General features: G+C 38.3%; 16 protein-coding genes and 1 riboswitch. Of the genes, 10 read left to right on the top strand and 6 right to left on the bottom strand.

Annotated features, from left to right (window positions below; genetic code table 11):
- Positions 1-103: 103 nt before the first annotated feature.
- Positions 104-2,818 carry an HTH-type transcriptional regulator MalT gene (malT, locus tag VXS03_RS08455; protein WP_327763199.1) on the top strand — a complete coding sequence of 905 codons (2,715 nt, stop codon included), beginning with the start codon at positions 104-106 and terminating at the stop codon, positions 2,816-2,818.
- 77 nt (positions 2,819-2,895) lie between these two features.
- Here malT and VXS03_RS08450 read toward each other — a convergent pair whose 3' ends face one another.
- Both VXS03_RS08450 and pulA read right to left on the bottom strand, forming a co-directional pair.
- Positions 2,896-4,632 (bottom strand): glycoside hydrolase family 36 protein, encoded by a 1,737-nt coding sequence (locus VXS03_RS08450; protein WP_327763197.1) that lies wholly within the window; start codon positions 4,630-4,632, stop codon positions 2,896-2,898.
- A 180-nt stretch (positions 4,633-4,812) separates the two neighbouring features.
- Positions 4,813-8,127, bottom strand: coding sequence for a pullulanase-type alpha-1,6-glucosidase (gene pulA / locus VXS03_RS08445; protein ID WP_327763195.1), 3,315 nt, complete (start codon positions 8,125-8,127; stop codon positions 4,813-4,815).
- Positions 8,128-8,456: 329 nt separating this feature from the next.
- Here pulA and VXS03_RS08440 point away from each other — a divergent pair, with 329 nt between their 5' ends.
- Both VXS03_RS08440 and VXS03_RS08435 read left to right on the top strand, forming a co-directional pair.
- The gene (locus VXS03_RS08440) at positions 8,457-10,454 is read left to right on the top strand and encodes an LTA synthase family protein (RefSeq protein WP_327763194.1); all 1,998 of its coding nucleotides are present in this window, start codon (positions 8,457-8,459) and stop codon (positions 10,452-10,454) included.
- A gap of 354 nt (positions 10,455-10,808) precedes the next feature.
- The gene (locus VXS03_RS08435) at positions 10,809-11,852 is read left to right on the top strand and encodes an oxidoreductase (RefSeq protein WP_327763193.1); all 1,044 of its coding nucleotides are present in this window, start codon (positions 10,809-10,811) and stop codon (positions 11,850-11,852) included.
- Between the two features lie 170 nt (positions 11,853-12,022).
- On the opposite strand, the gene VXS03_RS08430 is transcribed toward VXS03_RS08435, so the two are convergent.
- From VXS03_RS08430 to VXS03_RS08415, 4 genes are all read right to left on the bottom strand, one after another.
- Entirely contained in the window at positions 12,023-12,472 is a 450-nt protein-coding gene (locus tag VXS03_RS08430; RefSeq protein ID WP_327763192.1) for a PTS sugar transporter subunit IIA, read from the bottom strand.
- On the bottom strand, positions 12,469-13,725 hold the full coding sequence (locus VXS03_RS08425) for a PTS ascorbate transporter subunit IIC (protein ID WP_327763191.1): 1,257 nt from the start codon (positions 13,723-13,725) through the stop codon (positions 12,469-12,471). The genes VXS03_RS08430 and VXS03_RS08425 overlap by 4 nt, the downstream gene beginning before the upstream one ends.
- Positions 13,726-13,737: 12 nt before the next feature.
- Positions 13,738-14,007, bottom strand: a complete 270-nt coding sequence (locus VXS03_RS08420) for a PTS sugar transporter subunit IIB (protein WP_107188138.1) — start codon at positions 14,005-14,007, stop codon at positions 13,738-13,740.
- Positions 14,008-14,254: 247 nt separating this feature from the next.
- Complete coding sequence (locus VXS03_RS08415; protein WP_327763189.1) at positions 14,255-14,740, bottom strand: hypothetical protein; 486 nt, start codon at positions 14,738-14,740, stop codon at positions 14,255-14,257.
- Positions 14,741-15,127: 387 nt separating this feature from the next.
- Positions 15,128-15,229: riboswitch (TPP riboswitch) on the top strand.
- 107 nt (positions 15,230-15,336) lie between these two features.
- Here VXS03_RS08415 and thiD point away from each other — a divergent pair.
- Genes thiD through thiE form a run of 7 tightly spaced genes read left to right on the top strand, consistent with a single transcriptional unit; the run spans position 15,337 to position 20,959 of the window.
- Entirely contained in the window at positions 15,337-16,179 is an 843-nt protein-coding gene (gene thiD / locus VXS03_RS08410) for a bifunctional hydroxymethylpyrimidine kinase/phosphomethylpyrimidine kinase (RefSeq protein ID WP_327763188.1), read from the top strand.
- Positions 16,169-16,936, top strand: coding sequence for an ABC transporter ATP-binding protein (locus tag VXS03_RS08405; protein WP_327763187.1), 768 nt, complete (start codon positions 16,169-16,171; stop codon positions 16,934-16,936). Before thiD ends, VXS03_RS08405 begins: the two co-directional genes overlap by 11 nt.
- Positions 16,929-17,735 (top strand): ABC transporter permease, encoded by an 807-nt coding sequence (locus tag VXS03_RS08400; RefSeq protein WP_327763185.1) that lies wholly within the window; start codon positions 16,929-16,931, stop codon positions 17,733-17,735. The genes VXS03_RS08405 and VXS03_RS08400 overlap by 8 nt, the downstream gene beginning before the upstream one ends.
- A 57-nt stretch (positions 17,736-17,792) precedes the next feature.
- A complete protein-coding gene (locus VXS03_RS08395) occupies positions 17,793-18,755 on the top strand; it encodes an ABC transporter substrate-binding protein (RefSeq protein WP_327763183.1) in 963 nt (320 codons plus the stop codon).
- 11 nt (positions 18,756-18,766) lie between these two features.
- Positions 18,767-19,480 carry a thiaminase II gene (gene tenA / locus VXS03_RS08390; RefSeq protein ID WP_327763181.1) on the top strand — a complete coding sequence of 238 codons (714 nt, stop codon included), beginning with the start codon at positions 18,767-18,769 and terminating at the stop codon, positions 19,478-19,480.
- Positions 19,473-20,306: a hydroxyethylthiazole kinase gene (gene thiM, locus VXS03_RS08385; protein ID WP_327763180.1), complete on the top strand. Its 834-nt coding sequence runs from the start codon at positions 19,473-19,475 to the stop codon at positions 20,304-20,306. Before tenA ends, thiM begins: the two co-directional genes overlap by 8 nt.
- Positions 20,303-20,959: a thiamine phosphate synthase gene (gene thiE / locus VXS03_RS08380; RefSeq protein ID WP_327763178.1), complete on the top strand. Its 657-nt coding sequence runs from the start codon at positions 20,303-20,305 to the stop codon at positions 20,957-20,959. The genes thiM and thiE overlap by 4 nt, the downstream gene beginning before the upstream one ends.
- Positions 20,960-21,019 lie beyond the last annotated feature (60 nt).

Genomic DNA, 21,019 nt, shown 5'->3' with positions numbered 1-21,019 from the left:
GTTTGTATCGAACTGGGGGTTAAAGTATGCATCAATAGTAATACGTTTATCGTATATGTTCCTATGTCTAGCCTTAAATGATGGATCTTTAAAGAGCTTAATTATGTGGATACCTTCTAAACTTACTCGCCCAGCAAGATTGCATAACGCAATCTTACGCCCTCGCCTCCTTGAAAATCTTAACCAAGCTAATAATTATAGATTAGTCCTGTTTCGATCACCTGCAGGTTATGGAAAAACCACAATGGCTGCACAATGGTTAAAAGATATTCCACATACTGGTTGGTTTAATATTGATGAAAACGATAATGAAAGCTTTCGTTTCGTTAATTATTTTCTGCAAGCAATAAATAAAGCCACTAATAATAGCTGCTTAAAAACCCAAGCCATGGCTGAACGCCGTCAATTTGCCTGTATTACAACCTTAATCAATGCGCTTTTTGCTGAATTAGCCGATTACCAAGAAATATGTTACATCGTCTTAGATGATTATCATGTAATTAATGATGACAGTATTCATGAAGGAATGCGTTTTTTCTTAAAACACATGCCTGATAATATTACACTTGTTGTCACTAGCCGCACGGTTCCACCACTAGGCACTGCAAATTTACGTATTCGTGATTTATTACTAGAAGTTGATCATGATGGCCTTGCTTTTGATGAAGAAGAGACCCAACGCTTCTTCCACCAGCGAGTGACGGATCACGTTGAAAGCCAATTACTCAGTAGCTTACGTCAACAAGTTGAAGGTTGGCCGTCAGCATTACAATTAATCGCCTTACATGCGAAACAAAAACCGAATTTATTAGCAGATTCAGCACATTCATTAGTTAATTTTAATCGTAGCCATTTATGGGATTATTTAGCTGAAGAAGTCTTTGATCAACTGAGTGAAGATATCAAAGATTTCTTATTACATTGCTCAATATTAGATATGTTTAATGCTGAGCTAATCACCGAATTGACCGGACGATCTGATGCTTTAGCAATGTTAGAATCACTTAACCGTTTTGGCTTATTTTTAACACCACTTGAAGGCGATAATAATTGGTACCGTTTTCATCATTTGTTTGCTGAATTTTTGCGCCATCAACGATATGCCACGATCCCTCAACAACGGTATAAATTGCACGAAAATGCCGCTGAAGCCTGGATAAAACAACATAATTATCAACAAGCACTCATTCATGCGCTGAAAAGTGAAAATCAACCATTACTAATGGATTTATTATCCACTCATGGTTGGAGTATGTTCCATCAGGGTGAACTAAATTTACTTGAAGATGCTATTAACAAACTCAATCAAGACGTTTTATTTAGTTCGCCACGTTTATGTTTACTAAAAGCATGGTTAGCACAAAGCCAGCATCGTTATAATGATGTTGGAGAACTATTGTCAAAAAGTGAAGCTGAACTCATTGCTCGCAAATTAACGATTGATGATGCAATTCAAGGCGAGTTTAATGCATTACGAGCACAAGTTGCGATTAATCAAAGTAAGCCCCAGCAAGCACTTAAATTAGCAGAATTATCTTTAGGACAACTTCCTGCAACAACTTATCGTAGCCGTATTGTTGCAACATCAGTTATTGGTGAAGTTCACCACTGTTTAGGTAATTTAACCCAAGCATTATCCATGATGCAACAAACTGAAAAAATGGCACGTCAATACCATTTTTATCATCAAGCATTATGGGCTTTACTTCAGCAATCTGAAATTCTCATCGCTCAAGGCGCAATTCATCATGCTTTTGAATTACTGGAAAGTGCGACGAAGCTCATACAAGAACAGCATTTACAGCAAGTTCCATTACATGAATTTACTCTACGTTTAAAAGCACAAATTTTATGGTGCTGGCATCGTTTAGATGAAGCAGAACAGTGTACTCATAAATGTATTGAAATTTTAACACCCTTTGATAAATCAAAATCATTACACGCATATTCTATGCTCGCCAGAATTGCAATTTCTAGAGGTGAATTAGACAAAGCAACCCGCTACCTTGATATATGTAATGATTTAGTTAAAAATACCTCATATCATATTGATTGGCTCGCGAATCATGATTTTAGCTGCCTTCTTTATTGGCAAATTAAAAACGATACTGATGCCATTAGTGAATGGTTAAGAGGTATTACTCCGCCGCAATCATATTGTAATCATTTTCAACAATTACATGCCCGTAATATTGTCAGAGCTTATCTTCTATTAAATGAAATAGACCTAGCACAACAGTTACTTAATACTATGCAACAATATTGTATTGAACATGATTTATACACAGATCATCATCGTAATGCCATCATTCAAACAGTACTATATAAACAAGCACAACAAACACAACAGGCATTAACTACTTTAAATGAAGTGCTTATTGTCAGTAATCACTCCGGCATGATCAGTGACTTTTTATGCGTAGGTGATGATGTCAATACATTACTCCAAACACTTGTTGAACATAAAAAATTAGATGAATTAACGCTCCACCGATGCCAATATTTATTACGAGAAATGACCAGTAAAGAACGGGCTCGCGTCGTACATTTTGATGAAAATTTTGTTGATAAACTATTGGCTTTGCCAAATATTCCAGAACTTATTCGTTCGAGCCCGCTCACACAACGAGAATGGCAAGTTTTAGGGCTCATCTATGCCGGTTATAGCAATGAACAAATATCAAATGAACTTGATGTCGCCGCCACAACGATTAAAACTCATATTCGTAATTTGTATCAAAAATTAAATATTATTAATCGTCATCAAGCCATTGAAACTGCTGAAAGTTTATTAAAACTAATTGGGTTAGCAGCATAAAAAAATCCCAGCAATAATCATCTATTGCTGGGATTTTCACTTACCGTTAGTTGTTATCAACTAAAACCAAAAGAAAATTAAGCCTTAACGGTATAAAATACATGACTTCCTAATCCTGATCCCATTTCTATTGTATAAGTAGACGTGTTTTTAGCGACACACGCCCCACTCCAGAAATCAAACCAATCTGTCGCATATTCTGCCTCTAATAGAACCTCTTGTTCGACATCATCAATATAATTAAACGCAAAATACAGCTGCAGCACTGAGCCACCAGTCAATGGTAAGGCTAATTCTGCGGTTGTTAACCTTAAATCTTTGAATACTGAGGCATGTTGCGTTAATTGTTGACGATGAACTAATCGTAAAAAACTCTGCTGAGCAAAACTATTCCATTGCGCTAATGGATCACCTGATAATAATAAGCCACCAGCCGCTAATAATACGTCACGATGAAATAGATAACTGTGGTGATCTGTTTTTTGATTCACAAGATCAACAAGCGTCGCGCAATCAGGATCAATATGCCACAAACTCAAATGCTGCCAGCTACGATAAAATGTCTCTTGCGCGATTTGACTAAAACGATGATCATTACGCTCAACATCATCAGAAACGCGCATCGCATCCACTAAACCAAGTGATGGCCACATTGGTGCATTACACCCTAATAACCAAGCCGTTCCCGCCCCTTTTGCAATCGCTTCCATTCCCAAACGATAAGCAGTAACCCCTGTACAATCCCGTTGATAACGCTGCCCTTTCAACGTACCCCAATAATTAGCATCAAGCTTAAACAGTTCGACGCCCCATTCTTCACGCATTGTTTTTACTACGTGAGTTAAATGCGCTTGAACTTGTGGGTGAGAAGTATCAAGAATATACCAAGGCGTACACCGCCAACCGCCATAGGTTACTGTTTCTGCTTTTAATAATTCACCATTATGATGACGAACAAACCACTCGGGATGCTGTTTAAAAATAGTTGAACTTGGCTCTGCAATAAATGGAGCAAGCCATATAGCTGGCTTCTTCCCTTGCTGTTTAATATTAGCAATAACTGTTTTAATCCCATTCGTAAAACGATCTGACGGTGTTAGCCAATCCCCCATGTAAGCCTGATAACCATCATCAAGTAATACCCACTCAATGGCGGAATTATCACCGTCCATTCGGCTTACATTTAAGTCTATATCTTGTGCGGAAACCCCAGCATAATAGGCATACCATGAACACCAACCTATTGGAGATGCGAGCTGTTGATTTCGTTTAGGATGATTAACATTAATTGCCTGTGCAAAAAGCTGATATACCTCATCAAGGCTGGTTCCTACGATGGTAATAATATTTTCAAGGGCTAATAGATCAGACTCATCAACTTGGTATTGGCAATACTCACCATCAATAAACGCATGCACCGCTTGATCATGAATTTCAAAATACCCCGCAAAACGACGGCATGATGTAAATCCAAATAACGTGAATGTCTTATTTTGTTCAATAACAAGATAGTTATAATAACGATTGGGCGCATCTTGCGGATAAATACGGTATTCACTATTGTTATCTGGGCATCGGCCAATCGCAACAGGTTGATCAATCGTACCGCCTGTTTGAGCTAACATTTGAAAACCATCGCCAATAATCGTTTCGGTGCCTTTGTAAGGGAAAGTAAATCGTCCAATTTGTGTGTGTGAACTTAATATATGAGTGGGATTGTCTAGCTGGTAACAAGGAAGAAATTGCTCATGCTGCAAAGAAATCACAATATGTGCCGCAGGTTGGAAAACTATAGCATTTAGAATACAGGACATTTTATAACTTCAAGAATAATAAAGGATTATCTACTCTACCTGTACTGTGCCCCTACAAATTGAGATCGTTTACACAAATTAAAGATTTCAGCATAAGATAACCTTCTATTCCCAAAAAAAAGAAAAGCTCTTTGTCTTATTAAGACAAAGAGCTTCACTGATAATTTTATTGTATCTATCTTATTGAAGGACAGGTAAACCTGATGAGCGAACATTTCCTCGAGGCATAACAAAGACTGCAGGAGTCCACGCAGGAACGGTTAATACACTGCCGTTAACCATCGCTCCCTTAGCCAAATCAGATTTATATTTATCGCTTAAGTCAAGCCCTGTCATGCCAATATCAAATGATTGGCTGTCAGGGCTCGCATTAATCACAATCGCCATCGCATCAAGCGTTGGATCAATATCTTGCATTCCTTTGCCATTATTAATCGTCATAACAATCAAACCTGGTTTTTGCATTGTACCTGTATTATGGAATGCCACCCGTTTAATTACTTCCGTTCCTGTTCCTAATGTTATTAGTGGATAACGCTGACGTAAATTGGCAAGATCGAGGTAATAATCCAGCATTTGTTGGATCTCTTGGTTATTTGGTTTTGCATTTGCGCCACTGCCATCAATGATTTGCTCAATAATAGTATAGTTATCACCATCTTTATCTTTACGTGGTAAGCCTTTATTCCAGTTATTATCTTGCAATGTAAAATCAACATTATTGTACCAATCACCAGAATCGTAAGAGTCTCTTTGCATTGATTTAGAACGTAATATCTCAGATCCCATATGAGTAAATGGTACACCTTGACCCAACATTGCTGTTGCTAACGACACCGCCTGCATGCGTACTCGTTGATTAGCTGTTACTTCATAAGGAATCTTATATTGTTGATTATCCCATAGCGTTTGGTTGTCATGCTTAGAGACGTAATTTTGAATTTCAGTAGGATCTTTTGCATAGCCCGCGGGTTGTCCATTGTAATCAAGTTGATCACCTCGAATACGTTGACCTTGCGCGTTCTCAAACTGGAATGCCTTTAGATTGCCCGCCATGCCTAAACGGACTAAATCAGCGGAATGAAGTGCACTTTCTTTACTGGTTGTACTCATCTTATTAGGTTGGACATAAGCGCCATTACCAAAACCTTGATTTTCTCGCAGAGCATTACCACCGTCAAATGGACCGCCACCACGAACTGCATCGCGAAGACGATCAGAGAAGCTGCCAATACCCGTTCCAGCTAAATGAGGCTGTGTTGCCTGAATAAATAAACGATCATTAGCAACCTCACCAAAGTTCCAGCCTTCACCATAGAAATATGTTTGAGAATCCACAGCTTGTACTGCAACTAATGCATCTTTCATTTGCGCCAAAGGATGATGTCCCATGAGATCAAATCGAAACGCATCAATTTTATAGTCACGTGACCATACCACCAGCGAGTCTTTAATTAGTTTCGCCATCATCGCGTGTTCTGGTGCCGTATTAGAACAACATGTGGAATTCTCTACCGCACCAGTTATTGGATTTAAGCGGTTGTAATACCAAGGAACAATTTTGTCTAACACCGAAGTTTCACTTATCGGACCCGCAGAATTTGTGTGGTTGTAAACAACATCCATCACTACATTCATCTTAATATCTTGCTTAACCGCTTTAACCATTTCTCGCATTTCTAAAATACGGGTTTTGCCTTCGGCATTTGTGGCATAAGATCCTTCTGGCGCCGTGTAATGAAAAGGATCGTACCCCCAGTTAAAGCTATCAGTTTCAGATATTAGTTGATTAAGCATCTGTACTTTAGGGCTCTTTTCATTATCGTTGTTTTGTTCACGAGCCAATACCTCAGCAATGGTTAGATTATTATTACAATCACCACTAAATAATGAACTAGCAACTTTAGCATTAACCTTACATAAACTAGAGAAAGGTTGATTGATATTAGCGACTTGCTGTGGATCTTCATTAATAGTCGCAATATCAAAAACAGGTAATAAATGTAGATGCGTAACGCCATTGTCACTCAATTTTTTAAGATGATTAACAGGCACAGAATCACGTTGTGTAAACGCTTTAAACTTACCGCGATATGCTTCTTTTGTGGATTGGTCATGCGCACTAAAATCACGCACATGAGCCTCATAAATCACAAAAGAACTCGGATTTGATTGATCTCTTGGACGTACTAACTCATCCCACCCTTCAGGCTTTAACGTTGAATCATTGAGATTAACAACTTGGCTGTATTTAGAATTCATCGCTAAGCTTAGTGAGTATGGATCTGTCACTTGGTATTGCTCAACATTGCCAGAGACCGGATGGTACACATTAACTAAATAACGATAATACGTTCCATCTTTTGCTTTATCGGTAATGGTAGACCAAACACCTGATTGCGAATCAAAATCCATCTGCAATCGTCCCAGTTCTTTCTTGTCATCATTAAATAAAACCAAAACGATGTTTTGCGCAGTCGGTGCCCATAATTTAAATTGCACACCATTATTAGTAACCGTTGATCCTAATTGTTCTGATTGGGCTTTAGGTGCAAACAATTGATCAAGTACACCGGCTGATTGAATTTTAGTACCCGCTAATACTGTGCCTTGTTTATCAACGGCTATCACAATATTTTCAGCTTTAACAATGGATCGCATATCAATATCATGGGGAATAGTATAAGCCTGTTGACCTGCAAGATAAGGGAAACGAATTTCTTGTTGTGCCGTTAATTCAGTCGGTTCTAATACCAGATAATCCGCAGTATATTGATAACTCTCATTAGGCTGAATACCACCTTTTAATGATACATACATCCGTACTTGATTAGCACCACTCGCACCATTCCACACTAACGTATTTTGACCAATAAGATGGGCTTCAGCGTTGGCAACACCAGACATAACAATAAAAGCTTCTTCACGCGAATTTTTTGCCCTAGTGTCGCCCGCTATATATGATGCGGTACGATCAGGTATTTGAGTAAAATCTAACCGAATATCACCACCTAACGGATCAGCTAACTTGTCATCGCGTAAAATAAAATTAATACAATTAGTATTGCCATCTTTAAGATTAATCTTCCAATACGGTCCTAAATTATCAACCCCTACCGGTAAGTTTTGAGTATTATCCCATGAACCATTCACCATGTTATTTGCAGCGCGATCGCATTGTTCATTATTCCATATATGAAGACTATAATTAGCAAAATTATTACTACGGGTTGTTCCTGATTTAGCAACATAATAAACCACCGCCTCGCCATCTTGAGCTTGTATAGGCTCAGATACTTCACCAACACGATTTAATGTAGCTATCGGACCATTTGTTGGCGGTAATTCAATCGCAATCTTTGGCGGATTTGTGGTATCAAAATAGGCGTTATCATCAACCACCGTTGACGATGAACTATCATTACAACCACTAATAATGAGGGTTGAAATAATAGATAAGATGGAAGACGCAAGTAATGAACGCTTAAAAATCATGCTAATATCCTTATGGAACATATTGAAATTGCATGCATCATAAAAAAAGACCATCACTACACATTGTGATAAAAAGCATTAAATTGCTAAATAATTACTCTTTTTTATTCGTTATTAGCAACCTATCACGTTCGGTAGGGCTACAAAGATTTTCAATGAGTTTCGATACAATAAACGCTCATAAAATATAGATATTAGAACAATATATTCTCAATATAACGTTAATATTTATTTATTAATGATAATTTTATCTATAATGAAACTTTTTCTAAAATCAACTATCAAACTATCCATTTGAAACAAAACGAAATTATTTAAGTAGTTAATTTATGGATTTTTTTTCCTTGTTAGATCTAATCAAGCAGATAACTGGCATAATGTTCCCTATAGTTATGTTTTTTATTTCTGGCATTATCATATTAACAATTTCACGCACCTTTTTATGTATTTGGCAAAATGAACGTGTTTCTAATGCACGGGGCTGGAGAGTAATATTTATTTCTGGGTTGCGCATGGATATTGTAAGTATGTGCTACTTGGTCATATTACCTTGTCTTATCACACCTCTTATTATTGGCGTTCCTTATTTAAATCATATTTGGTTAATTATTCTTTCCTTATGGATCACAATAGGATTATGGCTATTAGTTTATATGGAAGCAGCAACACCATTTTTTATTAAAGAATATGATGTACGCCCAAACCGCCTATTTGTTGAATATCTCATCTATCCCAAAGAAGTAATGAGCATGATGTGGAGCGGTTATAAACTTGAGTTAGCACTGGGTTTAATCATTTCATTAACAACACTTTACTTTGGTTGGATATTTTCAAACTATCTTATTCAAGACCTTCAAACACCCAACTGGTACTGGCGTCCCATCATTGCCCTAAGCAGTGTTGCTTTATGTGTAATAGGCGCACGTTCGACATTCGGTCATCGCGCTATAAATCCATCCATGATTGCCTTTTCACATGATAATCTCATGAATGATTTTCCATTAAATTCAACGTATTCAGTTCTGTATGCAATGAAACTAATGCGAAAAACAGTTGATTCATCCACTATTTATCCCCCAATAGAAAAAGAAGACATTATTCAGACTATGCAGGAAAATAGTCAATTACCCGCAGATGCTTTCAATTATCAGCCACTACCAACACTTGCCTACCACAAAGCAAGTAATACAGGTAAACGTAAGAACATCGTTATTTTGCTACAAGAGAGCCTTGGTGCGCGTTTTGTCGGTGGATTAGGAGGCTTACCATTAACGCCAAATCTCGATCTATTAATGCAAGAAAGTTGGAATCTAACTCGACTGTATGCCACAGGAACACGTTCAATTCGAGGGATTGAAGCTGTTACTACTGGCTTTTTCCCTACACCAGCTAATGCCGTTGTAAAATTACCTAAAAGTCAAAATAATTTTTATTCAATGGCTCAAACACTTAAAGATGAAAATTATCATACTCAATTCATTTATGCTGGCGAAAGTCACTTTGACAATATGAAAGGCTTCATGCTAGGTAATGGTTTTGTTGATATCCAAGATTTACCCACATTTAATAATCCAGAGTTTATTGGATCATGGGGCGCGTGTGATGAAGATCTTTACAACAAAGCACATCAACAATTTAGTATGCTTTCTCAACAAGATAAGCCCTTTTTTAGCTTAGTATTCACAACAACAAATCATTCACCTTATGATTATCCACAAGATAAAATAGAGCCGTATAATCAACCTGCAACCACGCGAGAAAATACCGTTAAATATTCAGATTACGCACTGGGTAAATTTCTAGAACAAGCTAAAAAATCAGATTATTGGGACGACACTATTTTTGTATTGGTAGCAGATCATGATTCGCGTGCTTATGGTGATCAAATAGTACCAATAGACTGCTTTCATATTCCTGCGGTCATTTTTGGTGGCGGTATTTCTGCATGTGAGGATAATCAATTAGCCAGTCAACTTGATTTACCACCAACGTTATTATCAATGGCAGGCATTAATGCTTTTCACCCAATGATGGGTAATGACCTCACCAAAGAAGTAGAACAACATAAGCAAAGAGCCATCATGCAATACCACAATAACTTTGCGTGGCTAAACAAAGATAACCATGCTGTTGTCTTTCAGCCAAACAAAGATCTAATGACCTTTCACTATGAACCGACAACTCATGCATTGATACCACATGAATTACCAGACAGCGAAATAAAAACAGCGAATGCATTCGCGTTATGGGGCAGCTTGTCTTATAAACAAGATTTCTATCAATGGGACAAAATAAAGGCTGCACAAGCTAAAAACACTCAAAATTAATATACCCGCCGCTTTAAGACTTAAGGACAGCCATATATTTGAACACTTTTATGGCTATCCTGTCTTTCACTATCTTTCTTGAAACAAAGAGTAAAATGTAAATTAGTACTGATCATCTAAACAGCGATGTGTTGTGGCTTAATGACATTTACAGCTCTAATCTATAATCCTATGGCTGTCCTATCTTTTGTCCTTTTTAGCTTTGCTAATTAATAAGTGTTTGTGCATTATTGTACCCGTCGTTTAAATTTCAAAACGCGTCTATAAGTGATTATAGGTGAGTCACATCATCATAACTCTTCTTTCTAAATTAAATAACTAGCAGCTTTTATCCAACAACTGAGCGTGACTATTATGACCTTTTCTTCCATCAAAACCGCTATTATTGGCTACGGCTTTTCAGCAAAAACGTTTCATATTCCCTTTATTAACACCTTACCTGAATTTGAATTTACAGCAGTAAGCACCCGTAATCGAGAAGCAGTCAATCATGATTGGCCCAATGTACAACATTATGAAGCTGCGCCAGATTTATTGAACCACTCTGATGCTGAGCTTGTCATTATCACAGCCCCTAACGACGTTCACTTTGAACTTGCTAAACAAGCACTTGAAAACGGTAAGCACGTCATCATAGAAAAACCATTTGTAACCAATATTGCCGACGGTGAAGCATTAATTGCCCTTGCCGCAGAGAAAGACCGAATATTGAGCGTGTATCACAATCGCCGTTGGGATGGTGACTTCTTAACAATTAAAAAGATGATTGAAGAAAAACGTTGTGGTGATTTAAAGCATTATGAATCTCATTTCGACCGTTTTCGACCAGAAGTTCGTCAACGTTGGCGTGAACAAGCCACCAATGGTGGTGGGCTTTTGTTTGATTTAGGCTCACACCTTATCGATCAGGCACTGGTACTATTTGGTGTTCCTGATGCTATTACCGCACAATGCGAAATCATGCGCGAAGGTTCAACAAATATCGATTACTTCAATATTGTTCTGCACTACCCTAATCATTTAGCGACCTTACATGGTGATTTATTCAGTGCTGGTCCAAACAAACGTTTTACGGTGAAAGGCACGCAAGGAAGCTATGAAAAGTACGGCTTAGATCCACAAGAAGCATGTTTAATTGCAGGCGTTTTACCTAACAAACCACAATGGGCAAATGAAACACCAGAACAATATGGTCATTTCTATGATGCAGATGGCGTCGAAACCATTACAACTGAGTCTGGTTGTTATCAGAAATACTTTCAAGAACTTGCTTTAGCGATTAACACCAATACAGCGCCACCTGTAACCGCAGCAGACGCGTTATGGAATATTAAGCTGATCGCACTCGCAATGGAAAGTAGCCGCCAAGGCAAGACACTCACGATAGATAAATGGTGATAGTGATTAATTAAAACCGTCATTTTCTTTATCAAGCCAAAGACAGAGCAGCTATATATTCACATACTTTTATGGCTGTCTTTTTTATTTTTTAGCAATTATGATACTAATAGCAATTGATTAAGATATAACAAAGGCTACCTCTTAGTAGCCTTTAATTATTTACAGCTTTAATATTTTCTTAAAATATCTATTATATCAATTTTTCTTTCTGCATGAATCAGAGCCTCAATATCTTCATCATTTTGAAATAATTCAGATAATGCCATAATTGTATTTATATGATTATCTGAATCTATTGCAGCTAATGTTATTGATAAATACACATTTCCATTATCTTCTGATTCTAAATCAACACCATTCTTAAAAATTGTGACTTGAAGTGCGGCCTCATTTACACCATCTTCAGGTCTAGCATGTGGCATCGCTATTTTAGGAGCAAGTACATAATATGAACCAATTTCTTTATGTTTTTGTTTAATTGCTTCTAAATAACAAAGATCTACTTTTTTATTCTTTATTAGAACTGAACACATTAAATCTAATGCACAATCAACAGTTAAATTCTTTTCTGACGTAATAACAATACCATCATCACCAATTAAATCGAATAAACTCATGAAACAATCCACCCTAAGAATAATCCAACAACGCCAAAGTCAAAATCAGAAAAAGTTGTAGCTTCTAAACCTAATCCGCCTAAGACTGGAAGTAATAACATTGGTAAGATAGAGATACAGATACCTTGTGTAAATGAACCAAGAATTGCTCCACGTAAACCACCCATTGCATTTCCATATACTCCAGACGCACCTCCGACAAAAAAGTGAGGAACAACACCAGCAACAATAACTGTCCATCCCATCATTCCCTGTATACTCATTATTAATAAACCAGCAGAGAATGAAGATAAAAAACCAATTAATACAGCATTAGGAGCCATTGGAAATACCATTGGACAATCTAAAGCAGGTTTTGCACCAGGTACTAATTTATCTGAAATCCCCTTAAATGCTGGTACAATTTCTGCTATAAACATTTTCACACCTTGTAACACGATGTAAACGCCTCCAGCAAAAATTAAGGATTGCATAAATGTAAAGACTAACCAATTTTGACCACCAGAAATACTTTCAACAAATTCACTGCCAGCAAATACAGATGCTAATAAGAAAAATAATATCATCGTTGTTGCTATAGCTACTGGTGTATCACGTAAAAACATTAAACTCTTTGGTACATTAATATCTTCAGTAGATTTAGATATATCACCAAATTTACTACCAATATAGCCAGAAACAACGTAAGAAAGAGTTGAAAAATGTCCCATTGCAAGCTGATCAGTACCCATTACTTTTGCTGTATATTTCTGAGCAATTGCTGGCATAACAACCATCAAAGAGCCAACAATAATCGAGCCTAATGCAACCAATATAGTGCCTTTTATACCTGCTGTTGATAAAATAACAGCAACCAACATCGACATGAACATTGTATGGTGACCCGTTAAAAAAATATATTTTAAAGGTGTAATTCGAGCCAAAATAATATTAACAATGAAAGCAAAAAACATAATTAATGCCATTTCATAACCAAATGCATCTTGCGCTATGGCGACAATTGCTTCGTTATTTGGAATAACACCACTAACACCAAATGCTTCTGTAAATATTGTAGAAAAGTTATTTAAGGCACCAATTAAAGCACCAGCACCAAAACCGAGAATTAAATATCCCATTACAGTTTTAATTGTGCCTTTTAAAATGGTTGATATATCAGATTTTTGTGCAACTAACCCAATAAAAGCAATTAAGCCAACCATAATTGCTGGCTCTTTTAATAAGCTCAGCATAAATTCAAAAAAATCAACCATAATAATTAGTCCTTAAATTAAAGCAATTAATTGTTCTTCGATAGATACTTTATCAAAAATATTTTTAAGGCTAATAATATTAACTTTTCCTACCGCTTCTAATTGAGTTGCTACATCCGTTGCAGCTACCCATATATCAGCATTACTTGATAAGGCTGACGATAGATCTTCATGATCAACTTCTGCATCTAAACTGATTTTTTTTATTACATCTTTAACTGCCATCTCCATCATTAATGAAGTACCTAATCCATTTCCACATACAACTAGAATCTTTTTCATTTTATATTCTCTTTAGTAGGATATTTAGGCATGAACTATTTCATTACCTTGTTATTATGCAGAAATATTAAAGGGTAAAATCTCAAAAAAAATAGACATAAATCACAAACACAAAATGAGATTGTGACGCAGATCTACTTAATATATTATTATTAATAAAAAAGTTTATTAGCAATTTATAAGATAATCAAAATTGTGATGGGCATTATACTATTATATAAATTAGTAGATTAAACATATATATCTATTATTTACCATAATCTGTCAGCATCTTTTTCAATAACGTATTTATGTCTTTAGTTTTTTTATTTCTTTTAGTAAGAGAACTTAACGATATTATCTCTTTGGATTCTTCTTTTATAATTTTATCTTCATTCGCTTTTAATTTCATTTTTTGCACTGTTGGTAATAATAATCTAACTTCTTCACCGCTATCATTTATCAACAATACAATATTTTCTGATTCAACTTGTACAATAGTTAGTAAACCATGTTTCTGTGATTTGATTTTTTCACCAACCATAATAGATTCAGGAGGTACCGAGCGGTCCGCTAACAGCCCACTTCTTAACTTTGCAGCACTAATAGATCGAATGTTTCCCGTATTTTCGAAAAAAACAATAACTGTGTGTGTGTTGTAATATTCAATAACACGAACCAAACCATATTTTTTAGTGCTGAATATAGCGCCATTTTGCATATCTTGCGGCGCAGCCATTTTTTTAGCTAACATACCTTTTCCTATCCATACAACTAAGTATAATTTTCACTTTTCTTTTAATATTATATACATATAAAAAAGTAAGATAAAATGCAATTTTTACCTATTTATACTTTTTTATATTGTCGATAGCATTACATTTAACCAAGAAATACAGTATATGCTTATCTACTTACTACGTATTTAAATATATATAAATACGTAGTAATAAACACTTTCAATTTATGATGTAAAAAAGTAACAACTTTTTACGCTCTCCATAAAAAACCACTTCAGCTCACAACAATAAAACATTCACCAATTTAATATGTTATGTGTTAACAATCTCGCGTAGTATTCGTAACGTGTTATTTCTTAATAAAATAGAGTGACAATTAAATTATTCTGAATTAGGATAATTGCCATTAGTCGGGGGGCGTTAAGCTGAGATCACTGTAAATGGTGGGACCCGTTGAACCTGAACCAGTTAGCACTGGCGGAGGGAACTAACTATCAACGGATTATCAACGTTAATAGATGCAAGCTAAGTCAACTGCACACTCTCATGCCGCAGTTTACACTTCCCGCTTGATAACTTGTTCCTGATGCTAGCGCGTAAGGAATGAAGTATGCCACACACCCCATCATCGCATCACACAACTACCCCTATTGTATTGACGATTGCAGGATCAGACAGTGGCGGCGGCGCGGGGATTCAAGCTGATATTAAAGCCATTTCAGCAACAGGTAGTTATGCTTGCTCGGTTATTACGGCGATTACCGCCCAAAATACGCAAGGTGTTAGCGGCATACTTGCCATTCCTCTTGATATGGTTGAGCAGCAGCTGGACGCCGTATTCAGCGATTTAAATATTCAAGCCGTCAAAATTGGCATGCTCGCCGACAGTGATATTATTCGACTAGTTGCTGCAAAAATTCGTCATTACAAACCACCATTTTTAGTCATTGATCCAGTAATGGTAGCCACCAGCGGTGATGTGCTATTACAACAACAGGCTATAACTACTCTCAAAACAGAATTGCTACCACTGGCTGATATTATTACCCCTAACCTACCAGAAGCGGCGGCATTAACAGGTTTAGACATTCCACAATCACTGGCTGATATGCAAGCGATGATCAGTGCATTACGAGAGATTAATCCTCATGCAGTGTTACTCAAAGGTGGGCATTTAGAACAAAGTAGTGATAGCACTGATTTACTCATTCTCGCCTCTGACGTTATTGAGCTGACAACACCTCGCATTAACACTAACAACACTCACGGCACGGGTTGTACTCTGTCTGCGGCTATCGCATCTTATTTAGCTCAAGGCAATGATCTTACAACGGCAACTACCTTGGCTAAACGCTACATTACTGCCGCCATAACCGCTGCCGATGAACTCAATATCGGCCATGGTCACGGCCCTGTGAATCACTTTTTTGCAGGTCATCATCATGTGCGCTGATCTGGAAATCACCATTACTAATGGCAGTTTACGCTATCACTCAACGAAAAATGACCAGCAAAATAATGCGGTAATTGAAAACCTTAATCTAACTATTGCCGCCAATAAATGGACTTGTCTGGTGGGTAAAAGTGGTTGTGGTAAAAGCACCCTGATCAAGTTTTTAGCCGGATTACTCAACGAAAGTACCCAATGGCAAGGTCAACTGACAATCTCAGATAATCAGCCTTTAACAGGACGAGTCGCTTATATGGCGCAACAAGATCTGTTATTGCCTTGGTTAACGGTATTAGACAATGTTTGTATTAGCAGTAAGTTCGGTCATCACGATTCAATACCCAATTTAAAACAACGGGCAATGACATTATTAGAACAGGTTGGTTTAGCCGATAAACACCAGCTATTGCCACAACAATTATCGGGTGGTATGCGCCAGCGAGTCGCCCTTGCGAGAACACTATTACAAGACCAGCCGATTGTATTGATGGATGAACCTTTCTCCGCATTGGATGCCGTCACCCGTTATCGCTTGCAAGATCTATTTGTAAACTTACTCAAGCATAAAACCGTGGTGCTGATTACCCATGATCCTCAAGAAGCTATTCGATTAAGTGATCAACTGTATATTTTGCAAGGCGAGCCAGCTTTTGCATCTGCGTTATCGTTACCCGAGTCATTACCTCCACGACGTTTTGATGCAGAATCAGCAAGCCACCAGCAACGTATTTTTGACATATTGGCACACAATCATGACTGATATTACCCGTTTAATCGCTACCAAATCGCCGCGTCAACAACGGCCCCCACAGCGTGAACTTGCAACACCGATACGATTACTGATCAGTATTAGCGTGCTACTTGGATTATGGCAACTCACCGTGATGGTGTTTCACTTACCGAGCTTTATTTTACCGCCGCCATTGGCTGTAGCGCAGCGGTTAGTCTCCCGCTATGACGTTCTGTTAAGTAATACTTGGGTGACCAGCCAAGAGATCATTCTAGGGCTAATTCTCGGTTTATCATTAGGGTTATTTTTTGCCTTACAGATGCTGCTCTTTAAGCCCGTTAAGCGATGGTTATTACCATTATTGATTGCCAGTCAAGCCATTCCTGTGTTTGCTATCGCTCCGGTATTAATGCTGTGGTTAGGCTATGGCATTGGTTCAAAAGTAGTAATGGCAGCGTTAATTATCTTTTTCCCTGTCACCACATGCTGCTATGACGGCTTACGTAATACCCCTACAGGTTACCTTGAATTATCAGCCACCATGGGCGCAACTCAGTGGCAACAGCTTAAATATATTCGCTTTCCTGCTGCACTACCGGCATTAGCTTCTGGCATTCGAGTCGCGGTGGTGATTGCACCGATTGGTGCAGTCGCTGGCGAATGGGTGGGCGCGAGCAAAGGCTTAGGTTATTTAATGCTACAAGCCAATGCACGGATGATGATTGATGAAATGTTTGCCGCACTGTTTATTTTATCACTGTTATCAATATCGCTGTATTTCATCACGGACAGATTATTAAAACGCCTGATCCCGTGGCAACTGTCGTAACAGGCTAATGCTTTACCTAATACCTATTTTTTAGACTCACTCTTTAAAGGATCTATTGTGAAACGTATTTTGTTAATTACTTCAATCATGTTATTGCTGTTTGGCCTATCGGTGAATGCAGAAGCTGCAACCGCTTCCCAAAAACTCACCAAAGTAAGCCTAATGCTTGATTGGTTTGTTAACCCAAATCATGGCCCAATTATTATTGCCCAAGAACGCGGGTATTTTAAACAACATGGAATCGAGGTTGATATTCAGCAACCTGCCGATCCATCTTTACCACCGAAATTAGTCGCCGCCAATAAAATCGATCTTGCCGTTTCTTATCAACCCAATTTAACGATTGATGTCGCTGCTGGCTTACCTTTAATTAAAACCGCCACTCTGATTGCGACACCACTTAATACATTGATGGTACTAAAGAAAAGCGGCATCACTGATTTATCACAACTCAAAGGTAAAACCATTGGTATTTCAGTCGCAGGCAATGAAGACGCCACCATTGGCACCATGCTGGCTGATCACGGTGTGAAATTAAGTGATGTCAATATCGTTAATGTCGGCTGGGCACTATCATCTTCATTAGCATCAGGGAAAGTTGATGCTATTTGGGGCGGATTACGTAACTTTGAAACCAATCAATTAGCGTTAGAGGGCTACCCAACTACGTCCTTTTTCCCTGAAGAGAACGGTATTCCTAGTTATGATGAATTGATCTTTGTTGCCAACAGCAAACATTATAACCGCCAAGCGATCACCGCTTTTAATACTGCTATCGCACAAGCAACCACCTATATCATCAATCATCCAGATGCTGCGTGGAAACAGTTTATTCAATACGCACCCGATACGTTAGATAACAAGCTTAACCATAATGCATGGAACGATACGTTAACGCGGTTTGCTTTGCGTCCTGCGGCTGTCGATTTTAAACGCTACGATGATTACGCCCAATTTCTATTTAAACACCACGTTATAACGCAACAGCCCCAAGCCAAAAATTATATTGGCAGCTTCTAAGGAGAGATCACATGACATACCAAGATTTAATTGATGCTTGCCAACCCCAATGGACCACTTATATCCAGCACCCATTTGTGATGCAACTTGGCCAAGGTACACTGCCTCACCATTGTTTTATGCATTATTTAAAGCAAGATTTTTTATTCTTAAAACAATATGCACGCGCTTATGCGTTAGCAATTTATAAAGCTCGCACTTTAGCTGATATGCGCCGTGCATTACCAAGTGTGGCCGCTTTGCTTGATCATGAAATTGCTCACCATATTGATTACTGTGGTGCTTGGCATTTAACCGAACAAGATATGGAACAAGAGCCAGAAGATGTCGCAACAGTCGCTTACACCCGTTATGTATTAGATGCCGGTATGCAAGGGGATATCATTGATTTATATGTCGCCCTTGCGCCGTGTGCGATTGGCTATGCGGAAATTGGCAACTTGCTGGCTAATGATACAAAAACTGTGTTTGACAATAATCCCTACCGTAGCTGGATCGCGTTATATAGTGGTGAAGAGTACCAACAAGGAGTTGCCACCGCGACGGTATACCTTAATAACCTCCTTGCGGAAATTTCACTACACAGTCAACGAGGTCAACAACTGGTTCAAACCTTTAAAGTCGCAACTGAAATGGAAATCGCGTTCTGGCAACAAGGACTCAATGCCGGAACTAGCAACACAAGGGCTATTAACCATAAATCAGGAGCTGTCGATAATGCATAACTCATCACAACACACAGCGACTTCAGCGTCATTAACTGAAAGCATTATCACGGCACTGACTCTGGTCAGAGAACAAAAACCATTAGTAGTTAATATCACCAATTATGTAGTGATGAACAATACTGCTAACGCTTTATTAGCCATTGGCGCGTCACCTATTATGGCGCATTCACGTCAAGAAATGGCTGAGATGATGCACATTGCAGGATCATTAGTGATCAATATTGGCACCCTTGATAATGAATGGATTGAACGGATGCTATTTGCCGTTGAACAAGCTAATGCCAATAATAAGCCGATAGTGTTAGATCCTGTCGGTTGTGGCGCAAGTGTATTACGCACCCAAACGGCCCGCACTCTGGCAGCGAATGCCAATAATCTGATCATTCGTGGTAATGCATCTGAAATCATTGCCCTTGCAGGTGAAACTAGCCAAACCAAAGGCGTTGATGCGCTTGATAGCAGTGATACCGCATTAACCGCCGCACAAGCGTTAGTCGCGCAGTACCATGCCAATGTGGTTATCTCTGGTGAAGTTGATTATGTAGTGACAGCGTCACATACCATCAGCCTTAGTAATGGTCATCAGATGATGCCTTATGTCACTGGTATGGGCTGTTCATTAACCGCATTAACAGGTGCATTTGCGGCTATTGGTGAAACTTCAGGGCTGGCGGCTACTGCAATCTATGCCATTGCAGGTGAAATTGCAGCAGAACAATCAGCAGGTCCTGCATCATTACAGCTCAATATTATTGATGGTTTATATCACATCAGTGCCGAGCAAATTCAGCAGCGACTAAATATGGCAGTAGTAGCGTCATGATAACCCGCAATCACAATCCTTACTTATTGTATTTAGTGACTGACGATCAGCAGAGCCTCAGCAGACTTGAACATGTTGTGCGGGAAGCCGTTGCGGGTGGTGTGACAATGGTACAAATTCGTGAAAAACACGGTGATGTACGGGCATTTATTCAGCGCGCTCAAACCGTTAAAGCGATTCTGCAACAGGCTTATACGGCAACAGGTCGTCATATCCCCTTAATCATTAATGATCGAGTAGATGTTGCCTTAGCGGTGGATGCTGATGGGGTACATTTAGGCCAAACGGATATGCCTGTTGCACTGGCTCGACAACTGTTAGGGAAAGATAAACTGATTGGACTGTCAATTGAAACTGAGCAACAACTCACCGACTGCGCCAGCCTACCGATTGATTACATTGGACTTAGCGCTATTTTTGCAACAGCGACTAAAACCAATCTGATCACTCATTGGGGATTGGAAGGTCTGCAACGTGCAGCAGCAATATGTCCATTTCCGATTGTGGCGATTGGTGGCATTAATCACACTAATTTGACTGAAGTGATAACAGCAGGAGCTGATGGGGTTGCGATTGTTTCAGCAATAAGTCATGCCGACGATCCTTGCCAAGCGACAACAGAAATATTAGCCGCCATAAGCACTAATAAATAAAACAGAATAACGTTAGTTTCTACAATAAATATAAATAACAAACAATAATCAAAGTAGCTG

The organism is Photobacterium sp. S4TG1 (assembly GCF_036040035.1).
Taxonomy (GTDB): Bacteria; Pseudomonadota; Gammaproteobacteria; order Enterobacterales; family Vibrionaceae; genus Photobacterium.
Note: the sequence above shows the minus strand (reverse complement) of the source record. Positions and strands in the feature narration are given on the sequence as shown.

Bases quoted from the DNA above. Each gene is read 5' to 3' on its own strand.
- malT (WP_327763199.1), top strand. From the start codon at position 104: ATGTGGATACCTTCTAAACTTACTCGCCCAGCAAGATTGCATAACGCA.
- VXS03_RS08450 (WP_327763197.1), bottom strand. From the start codon at position 4,632: ATGTCCTGTATTCTAAATGCTATAGTTTTCCAACCTGCGGCACATATT.
- pulA (WP_327763195.1), bottom strand. From the start codon at position 8,127: ATGATTTTTAAGCGTTCATTACTTGCGTCTTCCATCTTATCTATTATT.
- VXS03_RS08440 (WP_327763194.1), top strand. From the start codon at position 8,457: ATGGATTTTTTTTCCTTGTTAGATCTAATCAAGCAGATAACTGGCATA.
- VXS03_RS08435 (WP_327763193.1), top strand. From the start codon at position 10,809: ATGACCTTTTCTTCCATCAAAACCGCTATTATTGGCTACGGCTTTTCA.
- VXS03_RS08430 (WP_327763192.1), bottom strand. From the start codon at position 12,472: ATGAGTTTATTCGATTTAATTGGTGATGATGGTATTGTTATTACGTCA.
- VXS03_RS08425 (WP_327763191.1), bottom strand. From the start codon at position 13,725: ATGGTTGATTTTTTTGAATTTATGCTGAGCTTATTAAAAGAGCCAGCA.
- VXS03_RS08420 (WP_107188138.1), bottom strand. From the start codon at position 14,007: ATGAAAAAGATTCTAGTTGTATGTGGAAATGGATTAGGTACTTCATTA.
- VXS03_RS08415 (WP_327763189.1), bottom strand. From the start codon at position 14,740: ATGTTAGCTAAAAAAATGGCTGCGCCGCAAGATATGCAAAATGGCGCT.
- thiD (WP_327763188.1), top strand. From the start codon at position 15,337: ATGCCACACACCCCATCATCGCATCACACAACTACCCCTATTGTATTG.
- VXS03_RS08405 (WP_327763187.1), top strand. From the start codon at position 16,169: ATGTGCGCTGATCTGGAAATCACCATTACTAATGGCAGTTTACGCTAT.
- VXS03_RS08400 (WP_327763185.1), top strand. From the start codon at position 16,929: ATGACTGATATTACCCGTTTAATCGCTACCAAATCGCCGCGTCAACAA.
- tenA (WP_327763181.1), top strand. From the start codon at position 18,767: ATGACATACCAAGATTTAATTGATGCTTGCCAACCCCAATGGACCACT.
- thiM (WP_327763180.1), top strand. From the start codon at position 19,473: ATGCATAACTCATCACAACACACAGCGACTTCAGCGTCATTAACTGAA.
- thiE (WP_327763178.1), top strand. From the start codon at position 20,303: ATGATAACCCGCAATCACAATCCTTACTTATTGTATTTAGTGACTGAC.